Source organism: Amycolatopsis sp. lyj-84 (assembly GCF_046549075.1).
Taxonomy (GTDB): Bacteria; Actinomycetota; Actinomycetes; order Mycobacteriales; family Pseudonocardiaceae; genus Amycolatopsis.
Map to the genome: position 1 here is coordinate 1 of NZ_JAJPWO010000008.1, position 21,631 is coordinate 21,631.

At 69.3% G+C, this 21,631-nt stretch carries 20 protein-coding genes and 1 tRNA gene; 11 read left to right on the forward strand and 10 right to left on the reverse strand.

Annotated elements, in window-relative coordinates:
- Window positions 1–142 precede the first annotated feature (142 nt).
- Genes ACLJRM_RS23770 through ACLJRM_RS23780 form a run of 3 tightly spaced genes read right to left on the reverse strand, consistent with a single transcriptional unit; the run spans window position 143 to window position 3,012 of the window.
- Window positions 143–1,015 carry a VOC family protein gene (locus ACLJRM_RS23770; protein ID WP_410664332.1) on the reverse strand — a complete coding sequence of 291 codons (873 nt, stop codon included), beginning with the start codon at window positions 1,013–1,015 and terminating at the stop codon, window positions 143–145.
- Window positions 1,008–1,529: an RNA polymerase sigma factor gene (locus tag ACLJRM_RS23775; protein WP_410601645.1), complete on the reverse strand. Its 522-nt coding sequence runs from the start codon at window positions 1,527–1,529 to the stop codon at window positions 1,008–1,010. Before ACLJRM_RS23775 ends, ACLJRM_RS23770 begins: the two co-directional genes overlap by 8 nt.
- Window positions 1,530–1,581: 52 nt before the next feature.
- On the reverse strand, window positions 1,582–3,012 hold the full coding sequence (locus ACLJRM_RS23780; protein ID WP_410664333.1) for an MFS transporter: 1,431 nt from the start codon (window positions 3,010–3,012) through the stop codon (window positions 1,582–1,584).
- 108 nt (window positions 3,013–3,120) lie between these two features.
- Here ACLJRM_RS23780 and ACLJRM_RS23785 point away from each other — a divergent pair, with 108 nt between their 5' ends.
- The 6 genes from ACLJRM_RS23785 (at window position 3,121) to ACLJRM_RS23810 (ending at window position 8,212) form a co-directional block, all read left to right on the forward strand.
- On the forward strand, window positions 3,121–3,954 hold the full coding sequence (locus tag ACLJRM_RS23785; RefSeq protein WP_101611674.1) for a helix-turn-helix transcriptional regulator: 834 nt from the start codon (window positions 3,121–3,123) through the stop codon (window positions 3,952–3,954).
- 63 nt (window positions 3,955–4,017) lie between these two features.
- Window positions 4,018–4,866, forward strand: a complete 849-nt coding sequence (locus ACLJRM_RS23790; protein WP_410664334.1) for a hypothetical protein — start codon at window positions 4,018–4,020, stop codon at window positions 4,864–4,866.
- A gap of 58 nt (window positions 4,867–4,924) precedes the next feature.
- Window positions 4,925–6,049, forward strand: a complete 1,125-nt coding sequence (locus ACLJRM_RS23795; RefSeq protein WP_101611675.1) for a sensor histidine kinase — start codon at window positions 4,925–4,927, stop codon at window positions 6,047–6,049.
- Window positions 6,046–6,711 carry a response regulator gene (locus ACLJRM_RS23800; RefSeq protein WP_410664335.1) on the forward strand — a complete coding sequence of 222 codons (666 nt, stop codon included), beginning with the start codon at window positions 6,046–6,048 and terminating at the stop codon, window positions 6,709–6,711. The genes ACLJRM_RS23795 and ACLJRM_RS23800 overlap by 4 nt, the downstream gene beginning before the upstream one ends.
- Window positions 6,712–7,283: 572 nt before the next feature.
- Window positions 7,284–7,484: a hypothetical protein gene (locus ACLJRM_RS23805; RefSeq protein ID WP_146044300.1), complete on the forward strand. Its 201-nt coding sequence runs from the start codon at window positions 7,284–7,286 to the stop codon at window positions 7,482–7,484.
- Entirely contained in the window at window positions 7,484–8,212 is a 729-nt protein-coding gene (locus ACLJRM_RS23810) for a Crp/Fnr family transcriptional regulator (RefSeq protein ID WP_101611677.1), read from the forward strand. Before ACLJRM_RS23805 ends, ACLJRM_RS23810 begins: the two co-directional genes overlap by 1 nt.
- Before the next feature lie 363 nt (window positions 8,213–8,575).
- Here ACLJRM_RS23810 and ACLJRM_RS23815 read toward each other — a convergent pair whose 3' ends face one another.
- The 6 genes from ACLJRM_RS23815 to ACLJRM_RS23840 form a co-directional block, all read right to left on the reverse strand.
- Complete coding sequence (locus ACLJRM_RS23815) at window positions 8,576–10,345, reverse strand: glycosyltransferase (protein ID WP_410664336.1); 1,770 nt, start codon at window positions 10,343–10,345, stop codon at window positions 8,576–8,578.
- Window positions 10,342–10,896, reverse strand: coding sequence for a hypothetical protein (locus tag ACLJRM_RS23820; RefSeq protein WP_410664337.1), 555 nt, complete (start codon window positions 10,894–10,896; stop codon window positions 10,342–10,344). Before ACLJRM_RS23820 ends, ACLJRM_RS23815 begins: the two co-directional genes overlap by 4 nt.
- Window positions 10,889–12,790, reverse strand: coding sequence for a glycosyltransferase family 4 protein (locus ACLJRM_RS23825; protein ID WP_101611680.1), 1,902 nt, complete (start codon window positions 12,788–12,790; stop codon window positions 10,889–10,891). The genes ACLJRM_RS23820 and ACLJRM_RS23825 overlap by 8 nt, the downstream gene beginning before the upstream one ends.
- Window positions 12,787–14,130 carry a methyltransferase gene (locus ACLJRM_RS23830; protein ID WP_410664338.1) on the reverse strand — a complete coding sequence of 448 codons (1,344 nt, stop codon included), beginning with the start codon at window positions 14,128–14,130 and terminating at the stop codon, window positions 12,787–12,789. The genes ACLJRM_RS23825 and ACLJRM_RS23830 overlap by 4 nt, the downstream gene beginning before the upstream one ends.
- A 3-nt stretch (window positions 14,131–14,133) precedes the next feature.
- Window positions 14,134–15,489 (reverse strand): flagellar basal body-associated protein FliL, encoded by a 1,356-nt coding sequence (gene fliL / locus ACLJRM_RS23835; RefSeq protein ID WP_410664339.1) that lies wholly within the window; start codon window positions 15,487–15,489, stop codon window positions 14,134–14,136.
- Window positions 15,490–15,631: 142 nt separating this feature from the next.
- On the reverse strand, window positions 15,632–16,807 hold the full coding sequence (locus ACLJRM_RS23840; RefSeq protein WP_410664340.1) for a hypothetical protein: 1,176 nt from the start codon (window positions 16,805–16,807) through the stop codon (window positions 15,632–15,634).
- A gap of 268 nt (window positions 16,808–17,075) precedes the next feature.
- Between ACLJRM_RS23840 and ACLJRM_RS23845 the strand changes: the two genes are divergently transcribed.
- The 5 genes from ACLJRM_RS23845 to ACLJRM_RS23865 all read left to right on the forward strand — a co-directional run bounded on the left by ACLJRM_RS23845 (window position 17,076) and on the right by ACLJRM_RS23865 (window position 21,227).
- Entirely contained in the window at window positions 17,076–17,582 is a 507-nt protein-coding gene (locus tag ACLJRM_RS23845) for a hypothetical protein (RefSeq protein WP_410664341.1), read from the forward strand.
- Between the two features lie 75 nt (window positions 17,583–17,657).
- Window positions 17,658–18,266 (forward strand): hypothetical protein, encoded by a 609-nt coding sequence (locus tag ACLJRM_RS23850; RefSeq protein ID WP_101611685.1) that lies wholly within the window; start codon window positions 17,658–17,660, stop codon window positions 18,264–18,266.
- 187 nt (window positions 18,267–18,453) lie between these two features.
- Complete coding sequence (locus ACLJRM_RS23855; protein ID WP_101611686.1) at window positions 18,454–18,993, forward strand: DUF2716 domain-containing protein; 540 nt, start codon at window positions 18,454–18,456, stop codon at window positions 18,991–18,993.
- A gap of 38 nt (window positions 18,994–19,031) precedes the next feature.
- The gene (locus ACLJRM_RS23860) at window positions 19,032–19,433 is read left to right on the forward strand and encodes an immunity 7 family protein (protein WP_101611687.1); all 402 of its coding nucleotides are present in this window, start codon (window positions 19,032–19,034) and stop codon (window positions 19,431–19,433) included.
- A gap of 51 nt (window positions 19,434–19,484) precedes the next feature.
- Window positions 19,485–21,227 (forward strand): ArnT family glycosyltransferase, encoded by a 1,743-nt coding sequence (locus ACLJRM_RS23865; protein ID WP_410664342.1) that lies wholly within the window; start codon window positions 19,485–19,487, stop codon window positions 21,225–21,227.
- Window positions 21,228–21,480: 253 nt separating this feature from the next.
- Here ACLJRM_RS23865 and ACLJRM_RS23870 read toward each other — a convergent pair.
- Window positions 21,481–21,553 (reverse strand) — tRNA-Gly (locus ACLJRM_RS23870).
- Window positions 21,554–21,631 lie beyond the last annotated feature (78 nt).

Consider the following 21,631-nt stretch of genomic DNA (forward strand, 5'->3'; position numbering starts at 1 on the left):
TCCCTCGATGCCACCAAACCCGGTGACACCACCCCCCGGATCATGGGTACGACTGGGGGACTAAGTCATGCCGGGCCTGGCGACCACGAGCCCCTCAACCAGGAGCCACGAAAAAGGTAACGGGGGGGCTGGGGTGGTGACCTCAAGAGCGCGGCTGTTCCCAGAGCCAGAATTCGATGCCCTGGTCGTCGACGCAGTCGGCGCTCAGGCCGTAGGGCTGCTGTTCGGTTTCGCCCGCTTGGCCGCCCTGGGCGCGGACGCGGTCGAGGGCTGCGGCGAGATCGTCGACGGCGTACATGACCTTCCAGCCCACCTGCCGTCCCGGGCCGCCCCAGAGCCCGCCCTGCAGGCCGGAACCCTCGACGCCCCAACCGCCTTCGACCCGTCCGGGCGAGAACTGCCAGCCCAGAACGGCGCCGTAGAACGCCTTCGCGCGTCCGTCGTCCGGGACCTGGAAGGTGAAGTAGCCCGCTTCGCCGTGCCGGACCGGCTTCGCGCTCGATGAAGAAGGTGCCGCCTGAGCGACAAGCCACCGCTGGCCGTACGGGTCCTTGATCGCCCCGCTCAGCCCGTGGCCCTCGTCCGCGACCGGACGTTCCAGTTCCCCACCCAGTTCCACGGCCCGCCGCGCCGACGCGCGGACGTCCGGGACCTCGATCCGGATCAGCGTGCCGCCCGACGGCGCCACGACATTGCCCAGTTCGGGGAACTCGTCCGCGAGCATCAGCACGCTGTCCCCGATGGCCAATTCCGCGTGCCCGACCCGGCCGTCTTCCATCACGATCGGGTCGGCCCGTCGCTGAGCGCCGAACACGTCGACATAGAAGTCGAGCGCGGCGCGGGCATCGGTCACCACCAGATACGGGGTCAGGGAGCGTGGTTTCGCCAGTGTTTCGGTCATTTCGGCTCCGTTCAGGACGGCGCGACGCAGGTTGTCACGCAGTTCGGCGGCGAAGAGCGGGTCGGGATCGACAGGCTGCGAGGGCGCGCGAAGCGCGTCGAACGGATCAGGCATCGCGACCCTCCTTCTCCTGGTAGGCACGCCGGAACGCGGCACGGGCCCGCACGAGCAACGCCTCCGTGGCGTGCACCGTGCGCTCGAGATGGGCGGCGACCTCCGGTACCGGGAGACCGTCGACGTAGCGAAGCGTCAGTGCGGCTTGATGATGCGCTCCGAGCGACGCGAGCACTTCGCGCGCCAGGAGCGCGTCCAGCCGCTCGTCCCACGGATCGGTGTGGTCCTCTTCCTCGTGGACGAGCCGCAGCCCGCGTTCTTCGCGTTCCCGGCGCCGCCAGTGATCGGCGAGCTTGTGCCGGGCGACGCCGATCAGCCACCCGGTGCTCACCGCCGGCGCGTCTTCCTTGCGACAGGCCCTCACCGCGCCCAGGAACGTCTCGGACGTCAACTCCTCGGCGAGGGTGCGATTCCCGCACCGGGACAGCAGGTACCCGTAGACCTCCGGCAACGCCGTCTCGTACAGCGACAGCAGTGCGAAGGCCGGGTCCCGCCGCACCCGTGGTTCCGTCACATCCCCATCGTCGCTCGGGGAGCCACTTCTCCGACGGGTGAAACCGAACTTTCTAAACCCGGGGGTCCGGCAGTCGCCGCGCCACCGTGATCACCCCGATCGTCAGCGCCGCCTGAATCCCGATGACCAGCGTGAACGCGCCCTTCATCCCGAGCGACCCCGCCGAAACGGCCGCGAACAACGTTCCCAGCGTCGCCACCCCCAGCGCCATCGCCGCCTGCTGCGACGTCGTCAGCATCCCGCTGCCGACCCCGGCGATCTCCGGTGGCACCTTCGACAGCACGATCCGGAACACCGTCGTCATCGCGAGCCCCTGACCGAGACCACACAGCAGCATCCCGGGCGCGAAATCGAGCACCCCCAGATCCGGCCACTCCAGCAGCACGGTGCCGATCAGCACCAGCAGCCCGAGCAACTGGATCGACAGGCCGACGGACACGACCCGCTGCCCGAACCTGGTCACCAGGCGGCTGCTGACCAGGCACATCGCGAAGAACGCCAGCGAAAGCGGCGCCGTCACCAGCCCCGAGCCGAACGGGCCGAGGTGCAGGCCGTCCTGCAGCGTCACCGCGAACACGAACATGAACGCGCTGAAGCCGACGAAGAACGGCATCCCGACCAGCAATCCCTGCCGCACACTCGGCATCCGCATCACCGACGGCGGCAGCAGCGGAACACCGCCCTGGCGTTCCATCCGGCGTTCGACGTGGACGAAGCCCGCCGCGGCGAACGGGAAGACCACGAGCAACACGATCGTCCACAGTGGCCAGTTCAGCACCGGCCCTTCCGCCAGCGGGAGCAGCAGCGAGACCAGGGCGATCGCCAGGAGAACGGTGCCGGAGCGGTCGATGCCGATCGGGTCGCTCGAACGGCTTTCCGGGATCAGGCGCCGCGCGATCAGCAGACCGGCGATCCCCACGGGCACGTTGACCAGGAAGATCGGCCGCCAGCCCGTACCCCAGAGATCGGCGGCGACCAGTGCCCCGCCGAGGAACTGCCCGAGCACCATCGAAAGCCCCGCGGTGGCGCCGTAGAGACCCAGCGCCTTGGACCTGCGTTCGCCGGTCGTGGTCGCTTGGATGATCGACAGCACCTGCGGCAGCATCAGCGCGGCCGCCGCCCCCTGCGCGGCCCGCGCCAGCACCAGCGTCAACGCCGTCGGGGCGATCCCGCAGAGCAGGGAAGTGACGGTGAACGCGGCCAGCCCGATCAGGAACAGTTTGCGACGGCCGAAGGCGTCACCGAGCCGTCCGCCGACGACGAGCAGCACGGCGTACGCGATCCCGTAGGCCGCGATCACCAGTTCCAAGGTGGCCGACGAGGTACGCAGATCGGTACCGATCGCGGGCAGGGCGATGTTGACGATGAAGAAGTCGATGAGTGGAAGTGCCGCCCCCAGCAGCACGGTGACCAGGCCCGCCGAGGTCAGGGCCGGTCCGGCGGCGACGCGGGTGAGCGTCGCCGGAACTTGCGTCGAAGTCATGAGTACTACGATCAGCCGATTCCCACCCTGGTACCAGGAGTGTGTTTATCCTGGTATTACCACTACCTGGTAACCGGCTTCGAGCTTTGCGAACCTGATGAGGTGACCATGACCGTCGATTCGCAGGTGGCCGACGTACGGCGACACGAACTGGCCGCGTTCCTGCGCAGCCGCCGCGAGCGCATCACCCCGGACCAGGTCGGCCTGCCGATCAGCGGCAGGCGCCGCACGCCGGGGCTGCGCCGCGAGGAGGTCGCGCAGCTGGCCGGGGTCGGGGTCACCTGGTACACGTGGCTCGAGCAGGGGCGCGACATCAACGCGTCCGAGCAGGTGCTGGAGGCGATCTCCCGCACGCTGCGGCTCGACCCGCACGAGCACACGCACCTGTTCACCCTCGCCGGCGCGCCCGAACCGCCGCTGGAGAAGGACTGCAAGATCCTCAGCCAGAACGTCTACCGGATGATGGAGAAACTGGAGCCGTTCCCGGTCTGCGTGCGCAACGCGCGCTGCGACATCCTCGCCTACAACCGGTCCTACGACTGGCTGATGGGTGACGTCGACGCGATCCCGTTCGAGGACCGCAACACCCTGATCCAGTGCCTCACCAACCCCGAATGGCGGCGGAGGCTCCCGGATTGGGAGACCAACCTGCCCCGCGTGGTCGCCGGTTTCCGGGCGGCGATGGCCGAGCACCTCGCCGAACCGGCGTGGAAGAACCTGGTCAAGCGGCTGCGGCAGGAGTCCGACGTCTTCGAGCGGATGTGGAGGGAGCACGACGTCTCCACCGAGCGGATCGTGCTCAAGCGGTATCTGCACCCGGAGGCGGGCCTGCTGCGGTTCGAATTCTCGTACCTGTACCTCGGACGGCGATCCGAGATCTCCCTGGCGACGCTGACCCCGGCGGACGAGGAAACCGCGGCGAAACTGCCCACTTCCTTCTGAGGAGGGAGGCGGACCAGGCTCGCGAGGGAGTTTTTCCGCGGCGTGAACGCCGACGCTGACAGCATGACCGCAGCAGTCGACACCCCCAAGATCTCCAGTGCCCGCCTGATCGTCTGCTACGCGGCGATCCTCGGCACGCTTCCGTACCTGACCCTCAAGGCATCCTGGGTCACGGGCGGCAGCCTCGGCCTCCGTGATCCGTCCTTTGTGGATTCGAAGCTGATGCTCTTCGCCAACTTGCTCACCGGCGGGATGGACGTCGTCGCGGTGGTGCTCGCGCTGGCGTTCACCTACTCCTGGGGCCGCCGGATCCCCGCGCCGCTCGTGCTCTTCCCGATCTGGATCGGCACGGGGCTGCTCGCGCCGATCGTGCTGAACCTTCCGGTGATCGTCACCGACCTGACGAAGACCCAGCTGACCGAGATGCCGCTGGAGAACTGGGTCTGGGCCGTCGTCTACGGCGGATTCGCCTGGCAGGGAGTGCTGCTGCTGACCGCGTTCGTGCTCTACGCCCGCGACCGCTGGTGGTTCGTCGTCACCGGCACCGTCCGGCCGGGGACGATCGGCGTGACGGGCGGACTCGGTATCGCCGCGGCGCTCGTTTCCGTGGTCGGCCACGGAAGCTGGGCGTTCGGCTCCGGCGGCCTGTCGGCCCGCGGCCAGGACGTGGTGATCGCCGTGCTCGGGGTGCTGGCCGTGATCGCCCTGGCGACCGTGTCGCGAGGACGGTTCTGGCCGAGGCTGATCCTGGTGTGGACCGGGGCCGGGGCGATGGCGGGCACAGGAGCGTGGGGCCTGTTCAGCGCTTTCACGATGGGATCCGCCGCGCACGCGTCGGTGCTGGTCGTCCAGGTGATCGGCGGGGTGCTGATGATGACGTCGGTCCTGCGGCGGCTACCGCACGCGGCGTAGCCGGGAAGCCGCTTTCCAACGGACGCGATACCCCTCCACCCCGGGTAGCTTTCGTCCTGTGCTGCTGAAAGAACGGTTTCCGTGGAGCCCCTGGGTGGGCCGCGTGCTGCGCGTGGTGCTGCCGCTGGGGTTCGTCCTCGGTGCCACGAGCAGCGCCTCCCGCTGGCAGCCGGACGCGCCGTCGCTGACCACGGCCGGAGTGCTCTGGCTGGTCGCCACCGCGGTGCCGCTGCTGGTCGTCCACCGCTTCCCGATGACGATCTTCCTGCTCACCTCCGCGCTGACGCTGGGCTACTACGCGTCCGGCAATCCGGGCGGGCCGACGATCGTGCTGCCGACGATCGCGTTGTTCGTGCTCACCAAGATCCGCGGCCCGCTGGTCGCCGGGATCACCGGCGGATCGCTGCTCGCGGTCGCCGGTGTCGTGTTGTTCGTCCGGCACGGGTTCGGCGCCTTCGACATGAGGGCCGGGCTGGGGCTGGTCTGGGTGATCGCGGTCGTCGGGATCGGGACGGCGGTGCGCAACGGGCTGGCCGCCGCGCGGGCCCGCCGCGAGCAGGCCGACGAGCACCGGCACCGGATGGCCGAGCAGGAGCGGCTCACCATCGCCCGCGAAGTGCACGACGTCGTGGCGCACAGCCTCGCGATGATCAACGTCCAGGCGGGGGTCGCCGCACATGTCGCCGACAGGCGTCCCGAGCAGGCGAAAGAGGCGCTGCTGAACATCAAGGAAGCGAGTGCTTCGGCGCTGAAGGACCTTCGCGCGACGTTGGCCGTGCTGCGTTCCGGGGAGGACAAGGCGCCCGCGCCGAGCCTCGCCCAGGCCGACGAGCTGTTCGAGCACGCGCGGGCCGCCGGGCTGGAGGTGCGCGTCGACGGCGAACCGGGCGAGCTGCCCGCGCCGGTCGACGGTGCCGCGTACCGGATCCTGCAGGAATCGCTGACGAACGTGGTCCGCCACGCGAACCAGGCTCGGGGCGTCGACGTCCGGTTCGAGCGGAAAACCGGTGCGCTGACGCTGCTCGTCCGCGACGATGGCCGTGGCGCCGTCGAACCCGCGCCCGGCCACGGGCTGCGCGGGATGTCCGAACGGGCGGCCGCGCTGGGCGGCGCGCTCACGACGTCCGTGGTGGACGGCGGGTTCCAGGTTCGCGTGGAACTACCGATCGAGGGGGAACGATGATCCGAGTGGTCCTCGCGGACGATCAGGTGCTCGTGCGCGCCGGTTTCCGGGTGTTGCTGGAGACCGAAGACGGCTTCGAGGTCTGTGCCGAGGCCGGTGACGGTGACCAGGCCGTCGCGGCCGCCGTCGAGCACCGGCCGGACATCGTCGTGATGGACATCCGGATGCCCGGCGTCGACGGGCTCGAAGCGACGAGACGGATCACCGCGAATTCCGAGCTGACCGGAGTGAAAGTCCTGGTCCTGACCACGTTCGACGTCGACGAGTACGTCTACGAGGCCTTGCGTGCCGGCGCGAGCGGGTTCCTGCTGAAGGACACCGATCCGGTGGAGCTGCTGCGGGCGCTGAAGGTGATCGCCGCGGGGGAGGCGCTGCTGGCGCCGACCGTGACCCGGCGGCTGATCGCGGAGTTCGTCGACCGGCCGGAGAACCGCCGGATCGACGTGAGCGCCGTCCGGGAGATCACCGACCGCGAACGCGAGGTCCTCGGCCTGGTCGCGGGCGGCATGTCGAACGACGAGATCGCCGCGCATCTGGTGATCTCGACGGCCACCGCGCGCACGCACGTCAGCCGCATCATGACCAAGATCGGGGCGCGGGACCGGGCGCAGCTGGTGGTGCTGGCCTACGAATCCGGGCTGGTCAGCCCTCGCCAGGGTTGATCGTTAATCCCCACCGCGTTATCCGGACCGGGCGGATTCCCCCAAAAAGCTGAGATTGCCGAAAAAACCCTCGCGATCACGGGGAGTCGTCAAGCATGTCGTAATGCTGACGCTCAGTTAATTCAAGGAATTGCACGTGCAGATGCACGTCCCGGGCGGAGTAAGAGGGAAGATCGGCCAGGCTGTCATTCTCGCCGTATCTTCGTCTCCACCAGGGTACCGATCTGGCGGCTGCCGCGTTTCGGTGGGCGATTCGAAATCATACGCACGTACTGCTTGTGCTGATTTCCTGACGAATCCGGTGATATCACGTCGGAACTCCCTCTGCCTTCGTGTACGGTGCGTGATTTTTTCTCGAGTCGCCGCACGGAATGGCGGTCACTTTCCGTCGCGAAATGGCCTTTCGGAGGCTCCCTGGACGGGTTTCGCGGAGGTCCGGTTGCTTTCTCGTAATGCCGCTGAGCACTAGTCTTCGGCGGAACGGCAGAGCGGCGGTGTCACCTACCTGATGTGATTCTCACCCAGCCGGGCAAGAACCAGATTCACTTTTCTTCTCTCACTGGGAGTCACTATTGACGACAAATACTCCTGATCCGCTTCTCGTGGTCACCGCGGGCGTCGTCGTTCTCGCCTACATCGTTTTCGCCGCGATCCTCACCCGGCTCCTGCTCGCGGGAAAGGTCGCTCAGCCGGCGAAGGTCATCGGGGCGGTCGCGGCGCTCGTGGCCGGGCTCCCGGCGATCCTCTACGCGTTCGCGGCGGTGGTGGGCTGATGGGCGGGGATTTCCTGGCGGCGGTCACCGAACGGCAGCGGCAGCGGCTGCTCGAACTCGGCAAGCACGTGGACTACGCGACGGGTACGACGCTGCTCAACCAAGGCGATCCGGCGCCCCCGGTGCTGATCCTGCGCTCCGGTTTCGTGAAGGCGATCCGTGCGGCCCAGGGCGGCACGTCGCCGATGATCGTGGACCTGCTCGGCGCCGGCGACGTCCTCGGCGTCGAGGACTGCCTGGCCAGACGGTCGAGTCACCTCTCGTTCGTCGCCACGAAACCGGTCCGCGTGCTGGAGGTCCCGCAGAACGCGTTCCACGGCTTTCTCGACGACGACAAGCAGGCGATGGCCTTGATCGCCTTGGACCTGGCCGTCCGGCTGCGGCTGCGGAACGTCGCCCTGGGTTTCGCGACGGCCAAGGTCCGGTGCCGGTTGACCGCGTTCCTGACCCGGTTGCAGGCGCTCTACGGGGTCCCCGGCGAAAGCGGCGTCGTCATCGACGTCGGCCTGAATCACACGGACATCGCCTCCGCGATCGGTGCTTCGCCGGCGTCGGTCAACGCCGAGATGGCGAAACTGAAGAACGAGGGCTACCTGAGCACGGGGTACAAGACGATCCACGTGAAGAAGCGCTTGCGCGAGGACGGCCCTCCGCTTTCTCCGGCCCGCGCCGCACGGCCGCGGCGGATTCCGCAGATGCGCCTCGGAAGACGGGTGGCGATGGGGTGAAACGGGACTTTCACCGGGTGATCCTCGAGGAAAGTCCCGTTCACCTCATTCATTGCGCCGCGGGGTGCGCAAGACAGTGATCGGACTAGGTCAGCCGCGCTTCAGCTGCAGCGCGAGCCTGATGACGAACACGACGGCCAGCGCGGCGACCAGGGCGATTTCCCAGGCCATGTGGCTCCTCCTCGTCCGGCATCCGAAGGCTTCCGATGCTCTGCCTATAAGGCGCATCACCGGGGGAGGACGTTCACCGACACGGCCTAACTCACACTTACGGGCTAACGCCGCGCCCACCCCCAGTGCAATGAAAGGCCCGTTACTTGCAAAATTTGCAAGTAACGGGCCTTTCATTGCACGCGAGGTGGGCTAAAGCGCGCTGTCGACGGCCGCCCAAACCCGATGCGGGTCGAGGTCCATCGGCCGCGAGTCCGGATCCGGCCGCAGCCGCCGCAGCAAGACCTGCTGCACCAGCGTCGTCGGCCGCGACGCGGCGGCCACCCGCCGCCAGAACAGGTGATCCTCCAGGCCCTCGAACAGCACCTCGGAGTTCCACCCGCCGAGCTCGTCGACCAGCGACCGCCGCACCAGATATCCGCTGCCGAGGTACGGCAGCGTCCGCAGGCGCCGCTCCTCCGGCGGCAGCGCGCCGACCAGGCCGTCCACCGGATCCGCGACCGGGCAGTGCACGACGTCGGCGTCCGCCGAAGCGGCCAGCAAACGCTCCAGCAGGAACTCCGAGGCCCGCATCCCGCCGTCGAGCACCAGCAGCCACGACGCCGTCGAGCGCTCCAGCAGGGAGTTCCGGGTGAGCCCGCGGCCGAGCGGGGTGTCGTGCAGCAGCGTGTCGTACGGGCGCGGCCGCGGCCACGGGTGCACGCCGTCCTCGCCGACGAGCACCTTCCGGGGCCGCACGCTGCCCGTGAGGAGGTCGTTCGCCAGATCGTCCGGGTCGACTTCGCCGGTCCGGCGCACGATCAGCACGTCGACGTCGGCGGAGCCCGACGGCGAGGCCGCCGCGGACTCCCAGCGCCGGGTGGCGACCCGCCGGGCCCCCGCCGCGCGCTGTGCGATCCGGGCCGACAACGCCGTCCCGCGGGCCGAGGCCGGGCCACCAGCGGACCGGTCACCCGCGAACCGCGCGTCGAACGACGGCGTGTCGACGGCAAGCGCGTTCTCCGGGTTCCGCAGGCTCGTCGCGAGGGCCCGCGCCGGGGCGAGGTCCGCGGCCGGCGTCGAACCCAGCGAAGACGCCAGGTCGATCAGCCGCCGCGCGGACGCCGTCATGTCCAGCGACTTCACGAAACCGTAGGCGGCCGAACGCAGGTGCCGTTCCCGTTCGGGCTCGTCGGCCAGCGCGGCGACGACCGAGCCCAGCGCCTCGGGCCTGGCCAGCACCAGGTGCTCGCCGGGGACCAGCGGCTCGACCTCGGAGGAGGTCTCGCTGACCACCACGCAGCCGTTGGTCATCGCTTCGAGCGTCCGCACCCACTCCAGGGTCTGCTTCTGCTCACGGTGCAGGTTCAGCAGGAACCGCGACCGCGCGAGATGCTCGAACTTCGCCTTGCCCGGCAGGAAGTCGACGCGGGCGGCGGTCATCGGCTCGTGCGGCGGGGTCAGCAGCCGCGTCCGCAGCCCGGCGAGGTCCCGCGCGTACGAGCCGAGCAGCACCGAACGCCGCCGCTCGGCCGTGCCGAGGTAGGTGACGTCGAGGTCGCGCGGACGGTCGAGATCGCCGCCCCACAGGTCCCAAAGCGGGCTGTAGCCGAGCTGGAAATGCTCGACGGTGATCCCGCGCCGCCGCAGTTCGGCGGTCGAATCCTGGTTGATGTCGACGGCGCCGCCCAGGATGGAGAGCAGTTCGGCGTTGCGCTCGAAGGTCGCGGTGCCGGGATGCTCCACGCAGAACCCGATGGTGCGACGGCACTGGTCGGCGGTCGGGAAGTCGGCGTCCGGGGCGGTCACGAAGTACTCGTGCGGGACGACGACGTACACGGTGTCGCCGCCGGCCTCGGGGTACTTGCCGACCGCCGTCCGCGCCTTGCCGCCCGCCGTGCGGACGGCGTCGGCGACCACCTCCAGGAGCTCCTCCATGAAGGCGGAACCGCCCTCGGCGGAGACGAAGCAGAGTTCGGTCACGGCCGGTCCATCTTCTTCCGCACGACCCGCAGCGGCGCGGTGACCCGCCAGCTGACGGTGCGGCGCGTGGCGTCGAGCTCGCGGGCCATCTCGGCGGCGAGACGTTCGGCGTTGAGCAGGCGCTGCCGGTCGGCCGACGGCTCGCCACCGGGCAGGATGTCCGCGTCGACGACACCCGCCGAGACCACGAGTTCGGCGTCGAGCAGCGCGAGCCGCAGCTTGTCCCGCTCCTCGCGGCAGGTCTTCAACTCCGCGCGCAGCGAGTCACGCTGCTGGTGGGCGAGCAGGACTTCGGCTTCGAGCGCCTGCAGACGCGCCTTGGCGACGTCGAGTTCTTCTCGCTGCGAAGCCAGCTCTTGATTCAACACAGCCTGGTTCGCCTCGGCGGACTCGTTCGGCGCGGCGGCGGCGGCGGTGGCTTCGCGCAGCTCGTGCTCGGTGTCGGCCAGCTTCGCCTTCAGCCGGTCCTGTTCGGCGGTGAAAACCTGCCGCTCGGCCCGGAGGCGGGTCAGCTCGGCCTGGACACGGCCGGGAATGTCGGTGTCAGACATGAACGCCCCCACTCAGTTCGGTCAGGATTTCGGAGTACTCGCGCGCGTAGCCCGCCGGGTCGAGCCACGGCAGCAGCTTCTCGTGCGCGGCCTTGGCCATCTCGCGGCGGCGCGTGGCCGAAGTGCCCAGCGCGCGCAGCAACGCCGCTGTCAGCGCGTCGACGTCGTTGGTCTCGAACAACCAGCCCGTCTCGCCGTCGACGATCATCTCCCGCGCGCCGAACACGTCGGTCGCCGCGACCGGGACGCCGCAGCAGACGGCTTCGAGGATCGAACGCGGCAGCGACTCGATGTCGGAGCTGTTCACGAAGATGTCCGCGGCCTGCAGCCAGCGCAGCGGATCCGGCTGGATCGGCACCAGGCTGACCGACTTCTCCAGCCCGGCGCGCTCGACCGATTCCTCCATCGCCAGCCCGTACGGCGACGGGTGCAGGCCGACGACGGACAGCTTCGCCTCGGGGTGGACCTTGTGGATCCGTTCCATCGCCGAGATCAGCGGCGCCTGTCCCTTGCGGGATTCCGCGATGCCGATGTTGACCAGCACGATGTCGTCCGGCGAGTAGCCGAGCATGTTCCGCGCCTGCCGCCGTGTCTCCGACCGCGTCCGGCCGCCGAACTTGTGCATCGGCGTGCCGTAGCGGACGGTCCGGCAGCGTTCCGGCTTGCTGTACGGGAGGAACATCTCGCGCGTCGCGTCCGCGACGAACAGCAGCCTGTCGACCTCGGCGAGCGTGCTTTCCCAGCGCTGCCAAACCGCGGCGGGCGGCTTCACCGGGCCCCAGTTCTGGTACGCGAACGCGGGCAGCGAGAAGCTCTCGTGGATGACCCACGCCGTCGGCATTCCGGCGCGCTTCGCCGCGTCCGCGCCGACGAAGCCGCCGAGCGTGTTGACGAGCGCGACGCCCGCTCCGGAGCACTTCGCGAAGCGCGCCAGCTCGGCGACGTGACCTTCGTAGGCCGGGACGGTCTGGTTCCGGTAGTGCGTCGTGACATGGACGGGGATGCCGAGTTCGTGGCAGTCCGCGCGCAGCGGGCCGTCGGTTTCGCTGACCAGGCTGACCTGCCAGCCGTGGTCGGTCACCATCCGGCTCAGCAGTTCCTGCAGCCACAGCTGCCCGCCGCCGACGCCGAGGCTGTGCGTGAACACCAGCACGTGCTTCGGATCCGTCGGGATGCTCACGCGTGCCATCGCGCGGGCGGTGTCACCGGCGAGTTCGTCGGAAAGCTCGGCGTCGTCCGGGTCCGCGACGGGGTTGCGAAGCGTGAAGGTGCGCTTCGCCGACACGACCTCGCCGACGCCTTCGGTGCGGTACCGGACGCGAAGCGACAGCGTCCGCTCTTCGCCGTACGGGAGGTCGACGGGCACCCAAGCCTCGAACCCGCTGACAGCGGCGTCGTCGAAGCCGGGGAATTCCTTGGGCACGTCCTTGCGCGGCAGGCGGGTGCGCGCGCTGACCGTGCCGCCGCCTTCGACCATGACCTCGATCAAGCTCGGCGCGCGGCCCTGCAACATGGCCCACCCGGTCACGTAGACGACGTGTCCTTCGGCGACCTTGCCCTGCTTCGGCGCTTCGAGTTCGCCCAGCCACAGCGGTTCTTCACCCGGCAGCGTTCCGACGTGGACGGTCGCCTGGTTCAGCACGCGTTCGTCCGGGCCGGCGACGACGATGTCCTGGGTGCCCGCGGGAACCCAGGTGGCCGGGACGGCACGCCAGCCGAAAGTGCCTTCGGGCGCGCCCGGGCACGGCTCGGGGAACAGGTTCGCCTCGACGTCCGCGATGGTCACGGACATCTCGTCGATCCGGCTGATCCCGGTCGTCCAGCCCCGGAGCTCGAACAGGTGCCCGACCGGCCGGTCCGGGGTCAGGATGCCGGCGGTATGCAGGCTCGTCATCGCTTCGCTACCTCGTCTTCGTTCGCCGCCACACCGGCGCCGACGTCGGTTGAACGGTACCCGTGGGGCCTCCGTTGGAGGCGCTTTCGCCAAATCTCGGCGATGGCCTCACGCACCTCGTGCGTGCCGTGGACGGTGCCGCTCGAGCCGATCACCGAGAAGTCGACCTCACGCGCCGTCGCACCGTCCACAAAGGAGGGATGGAGGCCGATCAGCACTCCGAGCCAGCAGGCCAGGTCGCGCATCGAGCCGTCGTCCGCCGCCGCGGACCAGCCCGCGTCGGCGAGTTTGTCGGCCAGCACGAGCACTCCGCGCTCGACCACTTCGGCCACTCCGGCGCCCGCGTTCCGCCATTCGAGGTCGATCGGGCGCAGCGTCGCGCCGTCGACGAGCACGTTGTGCGGCACCAGATCCCACAGCGCCTCGACCCCGCGCGCGGCCTCCGCGCGCACGAGATCCCGCCAGCCGGTGAGCAGTTCCGCGACACGCTCCGGCTCGTCGAGCAGCACCTCGACCATCGTCGGGGCGTCGTGCACCTTGTCCGTGCACGGTCCGACCGAGATCCCGGCGACCGGCGGCGACGGGACGAGCGGCGTGCGGCGGACTTCGGCGCCCTCCCCGGTGCGCACGACGTCGGCGCGCGTGCAGGCGAACGCCGCGCGCTCGGCGGTGTTGAAGTAGGTCGCGAGCCGGTACGCGGGCCAGAGCGAAGCGGCGCCGGGGCCGCACAGCAGGGCGAGGCCGTTCGCGGGACCGCCGCTGATCGCGGCCGACAGGCGGGGCAGTTCGGCGTCGATCTGCGCGCCGCGAACCGCGCGGGCGACCTCGTGACCTGGAGAACAAAGCAGCTCACGCTGCACTTCGAGACCCGCCGCCGCGAGCGTCCCGGTGACACCACGCGAAGACGTCAGCACCACGACGGCGCCGGTCGGCGACAGTCGCTCGCGAACCCAGTCCAGCAGGTTCCGCGTCGCGTAGGGCTGCTGGACGACGGCGAAGTCGTAGGTCTCGGTGACCAGCCGGTCGGACACCGTCACGGTGCCGAGATCGCGGGTGCGGAACCGCACCGCGGCGGCGCGGACCGGGTCGGCCTCGACGGCGTGCACGCTCTCCGAGACCTCGCCCAGATACCGCGTCAGACCGCCGAAACCGGCACCGACTTCGAGGACCCTCGCCGCTTTCGGCAGCACGAGCGCCCGGAGGACGTTCGCGGTGCCGTGGTCGAGCGCGACGCTCTCGGTGGCATCCCAGCCCGCGAAGTGCAGCTCGTCGGACAGCGAACCGGTGTCCCCGGCGAGGGAGAGCAGAGTCGTGAGCAGCCGTGCCTTCTCGGCGGTCATCGATTAGCTGGTGACGGCGTAGTTTTCCAGCGTCTTCTTCACCGCACGCTGGTACGTGCCGCTCAACGCCTTCTCACCGTCTTCCCCGCCGAGCGGGTTCTGCAGGATGTCCACCCGGACGATGTTGTTGCCGCTGATCCAGGTGCCGCGGTAGGCGCCCTTGTCGCTGCCGATCTTCTTCTGGAAGTTCAGCTTCGGCGGCATGCCCGGCAGCGGCTCGGTGATCTGCACGAAGCCGTTGCCCGTCTGGTACTGGCGCAGCTGCTTGACCAGGTCACTGGCGGCGCCGGGGCTGGTCAGCGGGATGACCGTGACCGAGATCTTCGCCGGCTGCGGCCCGGTCTCGTCCGGCTGCTTCTGCGAGCCCCGGTACGCGACCTGCTTCACGCCCGCGGCGATGACGAGGTCGGCCTCGCCCTTCTCCAGGCCGGCGAGCTCGGTGAGCTGGGTCGCGGGGATCGCGCCGCTCTTCGAGTCTTCCTCACCGGACTGCTCCGGGATCTTCTCGAACAGCAGCTCTTCGGGCGTCTTCGGTTTGGCCGACGACGTCGGAGGCGCGTTCTGCGACTGGGTCGGCTGCGGCTGGGCCGTCGGATCCGCCGGCTCGTCACCGCCGCCCTTGAAGGCGAAGTAGCCGCCGACGCCCAGACCGGCGAGCACCAGGACGGCGACGATCGCGATGATCGCGATCTTGCCGCCCTTGCCCTTGGGCTTGTCTTCGAACAGCTCGGGGCCCTGCTTGACCCACTCCGTGCTGCCGACCGGCGAGATCGGCGGGAAGTCCGAACCACCCCACGGCGGGCTGGCGTCGGTGTCGGTCCAACCCTGCTGCTGCGGCTGTTGCTGCTGGTAGCCGTGCTGGTGCTGTTGCTGTTGCTGGGGGAAGCCGCCCGCGGGCGAGGCCTGGCCCTGCTGGGGGAAGCCGCCCGCCGGGGACGCATGCCCCTGTTGCGGGAAACCGCCCGCGGGGGACGCCATCGGCGGCACGACCTGGGTGCGGTTCGGATCGGCCTGCTGTTGCTGCCAGTTCGAGACGACCTGGGTGCGCTCGCCCTCACCGCTCTGCGGGGGCTGGTTCACCGGCGCGATGATCTGGGTCGAGTCGGCGCTGGCCTGCTGGCCGGACTGCTGCGGCGCCTGCTGCTGCGGAGCGGCGGGAGGCGGCTGCTGCTGGAAGGGCTGCTGCGGCTGCTGGCCGGGCTGCTGGCCGGGCTGCTGGACCTGCTGCTGGGCCGGGTCGCCGTACGCGACCGCTGAGGACAGCACCTGGTCACGGCGGAGCCGGTAATCGTCCGCGGAGAGCCGTCCCGATGCGAGCTCCTCGTCCAGATTGCGCAGCTCTTCCTGCCAGGACACCACCGGCCCCCTTATCCGATTCCGGCGGGAGCCCCGCTCCCGGCCTTCGCGATACCACCACTGCGGTGACCTCGCACATTCTGCACTGCCCGGACTAGGTCCGCCCTCGCGGGTCGAATCGTGATCTCCCCGCGACCCGCGCTTCTCAGCTCGCCGGGAGAACGGTGTCCAAGGAGGTCAGAGTCTGCTCCAGCCGGGTGTCGAGCGCCTTCGGGTCGCCGCCGAGCGGCTGCGAGACCCAGGTCGTCACGGCCATCGTCCCGGAGACGTAACCGATGCCGCTGAGCTGGCCGTTCTTGTTCGCGCCGACGAGGGCGAGCCGGTCGCCGACGCGCTGCTCGCGCAGTCCGGCGTTGATCGAGTTCTCCCGGAAGTACTTGACGATCGCGGCGGCGTCCTTCGCGTCGTTCGCCGGGATCACCAGGACGAGGTAACCGTTCGTACCCTCGTTCGAGCCCTTGTGGGTGATCGATGCGACGTTCTTGGACGCGAGGTAATCGCCCGCGGCCCTCGAGTAGAGATTGAGCTCGACGCCCTTCGCGACCGACATCGTCGAGTTGTCCTTCGACGGCGTTCCCGGCAGCGCGGGCAGCCGGTCTTCCAACGGCGTCTGGGCGCTGTTGGGCTGGCCCGACGGCGTGAGCCCGTCCGGCGGCTGGGCGATGCTCGGCGACGGCGGCCGCTCGGCGACGTTCGAGGACGGCGACGAACCCAGCCACAGCGTTCCGCCGATGATCAGCGCCAGCACGACCAGCACGCCGGCGCCGATGAACAGCCAAGTCGGCTTGCGCTTGCCGACGACCGCGTAGTCCTCGGCTGGAGCGTGGTGCCGCGGACCGGGTTCGGGGGCCAGCGGCGGGAGCGGCCGGTTCAGCTGACGGGTTGACGGCTTGTCCCTGATCGGAGGTGGCTCGGCGCGCAGGTACACCGTCGGATTGATGTCGGCGGGGGAGGGCGCGGTCGTCTTGTGGTCCGCGATCCGGGGGACGGGCTTCTTTTCGCGCGGCCGGGGCTTCTCGGTGTCGAAAGGCTGAGTGCGCTGTTCCGGCGGCGGCGGAGGAGGCGCGTAGGCCTGCTGGGGCTGTTGGTACGGCTGGGGCTCCGGGACCGTGACGGTGGGCATCTCGACCGGCCGGGCGGCGGGATTGGTGCTGTGCCATGCCCCGCCCGGACGTCGCAGCGGCGAGGGGACCGGCGACGGCATCGTCCCGCCGGAGGCTTCGGCCAGGAGCTCGTCGCGCTTCCTGCGGTGTTCGGCGTGCCCGATGCGACCCGCGGCCAGCTCGACGTCCAGCTGTCGAAGCTCGTCTTGCCAGCTCATTTGGCCCCCCTGCCGCCGGGTGTGGGCAGCCAGTCTTGCATGCACCCTTATGGGTGGTTGATGTGGTCTTTCCACATTCTTGCGTCCATTCACGACCCGGTCCAGCACGGATCATGCGCTGGGTGAAGGGCGCTTTCCCCGCATGTCATGCGGGGAAAGCGCCCTTCGTCGCGTGAGATGCGGGGAAAGTCCCCTTCAGCCCTCTTTCGGCAGGTCAGAGGCGGCGGACCGGTCCCGCCGGTACGGTGGCTGACGTGGGAAGTGCCCGGTGACGGAAATCGACGCGTGTCGCGGCGCGCTGCGCGAGCTGGCCATCGGCAGGCTCGCCGGACGTGACGTCCGCACGTCCCACCTGGTCGAGGCCGGGCTGGACGCGATCGTCGCCGGACTCGACGCCCCTTCTCTTGCCTTGCTCGCCGGCCTCGAGTCCTCGGCCGAAGACGCTGTCGACAAGGCGTTCTGTCAGGTAGTCGACGAACTCGGCCTCGAACTGCCCGCCGATCCGACGGCCGCCCGCTGGCTGCTGATCCATGGCTGGCTCACCGCGATGGTCAAGGGCGACCTCTCGCCCGCGGCCGGTGGCGCGCTGGTCAGCGAGGTCGGTGAGCTGCTCGGCTCCCCGTCGTCGCTGCGGGGGATCACCCGCTGGTCGGCGATGCTCGACAACTGGATCCCGACCGATCTCACCCCGAGGGACGTCTGCGAAGTGCCGATCCTCGAGGAATCGGCCGAGCTGCTCGAAGGTCCCTGGCCTCCTGGCCCGCGTCACCCGTAAGGCGCCGGTTTCTGTCGTACATGTGTTCTAAAATGGTCGTTGTACAGCAGGAACAGCGGCGAAAGGCAGACACGGATGGCCTACATCACCCTGCCCACGTTCGTGGGGTACAGCACGAGCTCGGGTCCCTCGCGTTCCTCCTTCGTCCGGCGCTGGCGCCGTCAGTACGAGGACCCGGCCCGGGGCGGGTTCAACTTCTACCTCCGCGCCGCGAACGCGATCCGTGCCGGACGGATTTCCGGGCGGGATCGCGAGGTCATGCGCGCCCTCGTCGAGAACGCGGACGAGCGCACGCGGCCGCACTACACCGAAATCGCCAACGGCTGGCTGCGCTACCTGGGGCGCCGTGACCTGCGGCTGGCCGAGGTCGGCCGGTCCCGGTGGCGGCTCGGCACGCTCGAGGTGGGCATCAATCCGCACCTCGGCCTGCGCAAGGGCGACGGCCCGGTCCACGTGACCTGGCTCTACTTCAAGGAGGAGCCGTTGAGCCGGGACGCGGCGCAGCTGGTGCTGTGGCTGCTGGAGCAGACCATGGACGAGCTGCGGCCGGGCGGGCGCCCGCTGGTGATCGACGTCCGGCGGTCGAAGGAGTTCGCGTTGTCGCCGCGAGACCGCGACAAGGTGCGGCCGTGGGTACGGAGTGAGGCCTCGGCCTTCATGAGCCTTTGGGAGGCGGCCGCGTGATCGAGCGACGGCGAGCCCGCATTCGGTGGGCTCGCCGTTCACGCACCGTCATTCTCACGGTTCCGGCGGCGGCGCAAGACACCTGATCAGGTGACAGTTGCACGGAGTCTGCCCACGAGCTGGACAACTTGAGCCTTGAACACGAAGCTTTCCCAGTCTTAATCGGCCGAACCACCGAGGGTCGCTCGTGAACAACGCTTGGGAAGCCGTCTCCAGGGTCACAGATGAGCCGGCTTGGTACTGGGTCTACGACAAGCTCGCGTTCTGGCCGAGTACCTACGCGCACGCGTGGCCGGGCTTCCGTGAGCCCGCTCCCTCGGTCGCGTGGGATCTCGCGCCCGGGGGACTGGACCGTTCGTCGGCCGAATTCCGGCTCGGCCCGTACGCCGTCGAGCAGAACGACGTCGCCCGTGTCGCGCTCTCGGCACTGAAGGACTGCGTCGCCGAGGACGAGTGGGTGTGGGTGCTGCACTGGCAGCACCAGTCGTACCGCTTCTACCCCCATCGGCACGCCGCGCTCGACCCGTGGCCGGTCCCGGTGTTCCCGCGCACCGACTATCACATGTTCCTGGCGAACGACTTCCGCTTCGGCACGCTCGGGCATCCCTGGGAACGGACCTTGTGCGTCTACGGCGAGAAGCTCGTGCCCGCTTTCGAGCAGCACGGCGAAAGGGTCTTCAAGAACGCGCTGCGACGTGACGGCGCGCCGGCCGCGATGGCGGGCTGACCGCCGTCCGGCGGGCGGACCTGCCTAAACTCAGGCAGGTGTTCGAATATCACGGGTGGGTGACCATCCAAGCGAGCCCTTCCGGCGACGATGACGCGGCGCTGCTCGAGCGCATCGTCGAACGGGTGCACCGCGCCGTCCGCGATTTCGACGACGGCGATCTGGTGGACCTGCGCTGGGCCGCCGGGGTGCCGGTGCTGCATCTGGGCGGGATGGACAAGCACGGCACGGCCATCGCGCCGGAGCTGGTGGACCTGTTCACCCGCGTCGGCGACCTCGCGCCCGGCTCCTACGGTCTCCTGCACGTCTGGGACGACCAGGACCCCGCGCACGACAACGAATTCAAGGTGTACCGGATGGCCCGCGGCCTGGTCACCGAACGCGGCGACGACCATCTGTCCCCGGTCGCGCCCACCGTGATCGACGGCTACGAGATCTGAACGAAGCGCCCGAGATCCGGCGGGCCCGCCCGCGCGGCTAGATTCTCGACCATGGTCTTGACCAGGGGGATTCGCCGCGTCCAGGTGAACACATGGGTCCTGCTCGGGGTGGCGCTCGCTTGGCTGGCCGTCAATTTCCGGTGGATCGTTCTCTACCGCGACGGCCAGGTGTTCGACATCGACGAGGCCGGCTACTTCGGCATGGCCTTGAACAATCACGGCGCCGCGCTCCGGGACGGAGTGACCGGCTGGGTCGAAGCCGTCGAGGCCCCGGGTATCCAGGCGCCCCTGCTTCCGGCGCTGACCTCACTGCACTTCTTCGCCACCGGGACGGGCACGGTCGCCGCGTTCGTCGTCCCGCTGCTGGCCGGGGTGGCGTTGATCCTGCTCACGTACGCCGTGGCCGACAGGGTCGCGGGCCGTCCGCTCGCCTGGATCGCCACCGCGCTGATCGCCACCGCCCCCGGCGTCATCTTCGAGGCCCGCGCCTACCACTTCGCGCTTCCCGCGGCGGTCATGACGACCGCGGCGATCTACTTCCTGGTCCGTTCCGAGGGGCTGTCGAAACCGAAGTTCGTCGTGCTCTTCGGGATTTTCGTCGGGCTGATGCCGCTGTCGAGGACGATGGCCGTCGCGTTCGTGCCCGGGCTGGTGCTGGCCGCGCTGATCCAGGCGGCCGTCCCGCACGACCGGATGAAGCGGTTGAAGTGGTTCGCGCTGGCGGCGGTCGTGGGTGCCGGTGTCGCGGCGATCTGGCTGGTGCCCAACGGCGTGCGGGTCTTCCAGTACCTCACGGGTTTCGGCTACGGGAAGCAGTCCGTGGAGTTCGGGGAGCAGGCGGGCGTCTTCAATCCCGGTGCCTGGGTCCAGCGGTTGAAGCTGTTGATCTTCGACCACGGGCTGCCGCACACGGTGCTGCTGTGCGCCGGGCTGGTCGCCGCGATCGTCGTGGCGGTCGCGAAGGTCCGGACCGGTCCGGTGAAGGAAACCCTCCGCTCGATGGTGGCGTCCCCGTTGTTCCCGTCGGCGCTGCTCGTCGCGGAAGGCGGCGTGGCGGTGCTGACGTCGAAGAACGCGGGGACGGCCTTCTTCCTGCCGCTGATCCCGTCCATGGCGATCCTGGCGCTTTGGGGGCTGTACCGCGCGCATCGTTCGCTTCGGCGGGCCTTGCCGTTCGCGGTCGCGGTGGTGGGGCTGGTGGCGTCGGTGCCGCTGGTGGACCTGCGGCTGCCGACCGCGCACGTCTGGTCGGTGGATCTCCCGGTGCTGGGCACGTCCAAGATCACCGACGGCCGCGGGTCGCCGCAGATCTACGTCGATCCGGGTGGCCGGGTCACCGAACCGGTGAGCGTGGAGACGGTGCGGGAGTGGAAGGCCGTCGCGGAGTGGGCGGCCGGGCAGGTGGAGGAGAACCACGCGCTGGGCGGGGCGACGGCGTTCGGGTTCCGTGACCGGCTCTTCAACACCAACACCCTGCAGCTGGAGATGCTGCGCAGGTACGGCTACGGGGTGGCTTTGCCACAGGTCAGTCCGACGGAGGACGGGAACACCGAGCCGGACTACCGGGCCTGGCTGACCTCGCGCCGGAACAGCAACAGCGGCGACGCGAGCAAGACGTGCCTGCTGTTCACTGCGACGGGCACGATCAACGAGTTCGAGCCGAAGGTGGACCCGCCGTCCATGGTGTCCGCCGCGACGGCTTCGGGGTTCACGCCGGTCACGACGCGGCCCCTACCGAACGGTCGGCTGGTGACCTTGTGGAAGCGCCCGCAGCCCGCCTGCATGGCCTCCTGAGCACGAGGGCGGCACCCCACATATGCACAAATCCGAATTACTACGGTCGTGTGACTCCGCTCACTGAACCTGTAGCACTTAGTAACCACCGGATCGAAGCAAAAGGAGGGAAAAACAAGAAACCCCACGTGCTCGGCACCCACCCGAGAAGGTGAGGTGCAGGCACCGTGGGGGTTCGGGGGCTCGGCCCCCGAGAGTGATGGCGAGCAAGCCATGGTCCAGGCGTTCCCTGGACACATCGCGCCCACTTGCGAGCGGATGACGGGATTCGAACCCGCGACCCTCACCTTGGCAAGGTGATGCGCTACCAGCTGCGCTACATCCGCATGTGACTTTCACGCTTCAACACTCGTTTGAAGCAGTGAACACACCATACACGGACCGTCTGTAGCGGTTTTGACCCA

Coding starts and splice junctions, on each gene's coding strand:
- ACLJRM_RS23850 (WP_101611685.1), top strand. CDS start 17,658: ATGGCCTACATCACCCTGCCCACGTTCGTGGGGTACAGCACGAGCTCG.
- ACLJRM_RS23780 (WP_410664333.1), bottom strand. CDS start 3,012: ATGACTTCGACGCAAGTTCCGGCGACGCTCACCCGCGTCGCCGCCGGA.
- ACLJRM_RS23790 (WP_410664334.1), top strand. CDS start 4,018: ATGACCGCAGCAGTCGACACCCCCAAGATCTCCAGTGCCCGCCTGATC.
- ACLJRM_RS23865 (WP_410664342.1), top strand. CDS start 19,485: ATGGTCTTGACCAGGGGGATTCGCCGCGTCCAGGTGAACACATGGGTC.
- ACLJRM_RS23830 (WP_410664338.1), bottom strand. CDS start 14,130: ATGACCGCCGAGAAGGCACGGCTGCTCACGACTCTGCTCTCCCTCGCC.
- ACLJRM_RS23800 (WP_410664335.1), top strand. CDS start 6,046: ATGATCCGAGTGGTCCTCGCGGACGATCAGGTGCTCGTGCGCGCCGGT.
- ACLJRM_RS23840 (WP_410664340.1), bottom strand. CDS start 16,807: ATGAGCTGGCAAGACGAGCTTCGACAGCTGGACGTCGAGCTGGCCGCG.
- ACLJRM_RS23810 (WP_101611677.1), top strand. CDS start 7,484: ATGGGCGGGGATTTCCTGGCGGCGGTCACCGAACGGCAGCGGCAGCGG.
- ACLJRM_RS23825 (WP_101611680.1), bottom strand. CDS start 12,790: ATGACGAGCCTGCATACCGCCGGCATCCTGACCCCGGACCGGCCGGTC.
- ACLJRM_RS23785 (WP_101611674.1), top strand. CDS start 3,121: ATGACCGTCGATTCGCAGGTGGCCGACGTACGGCGACACGAACTGGCC.
- ACLJRM_RS23820 (WP_410664337.1), bottom strand. CDS start 10,896: ATGTCTGACACCGACATTCCCGGCCGTGTCCAGGCCGAGCTGACCCGC.
- ACLJRM_RS23770 (WP_410664332.1), bottom strand. CDS start 1,015: ATGCCTGATCCGTTCGACGCGCTTCGCGCGCCCTCGCAGCCTGTCGAT.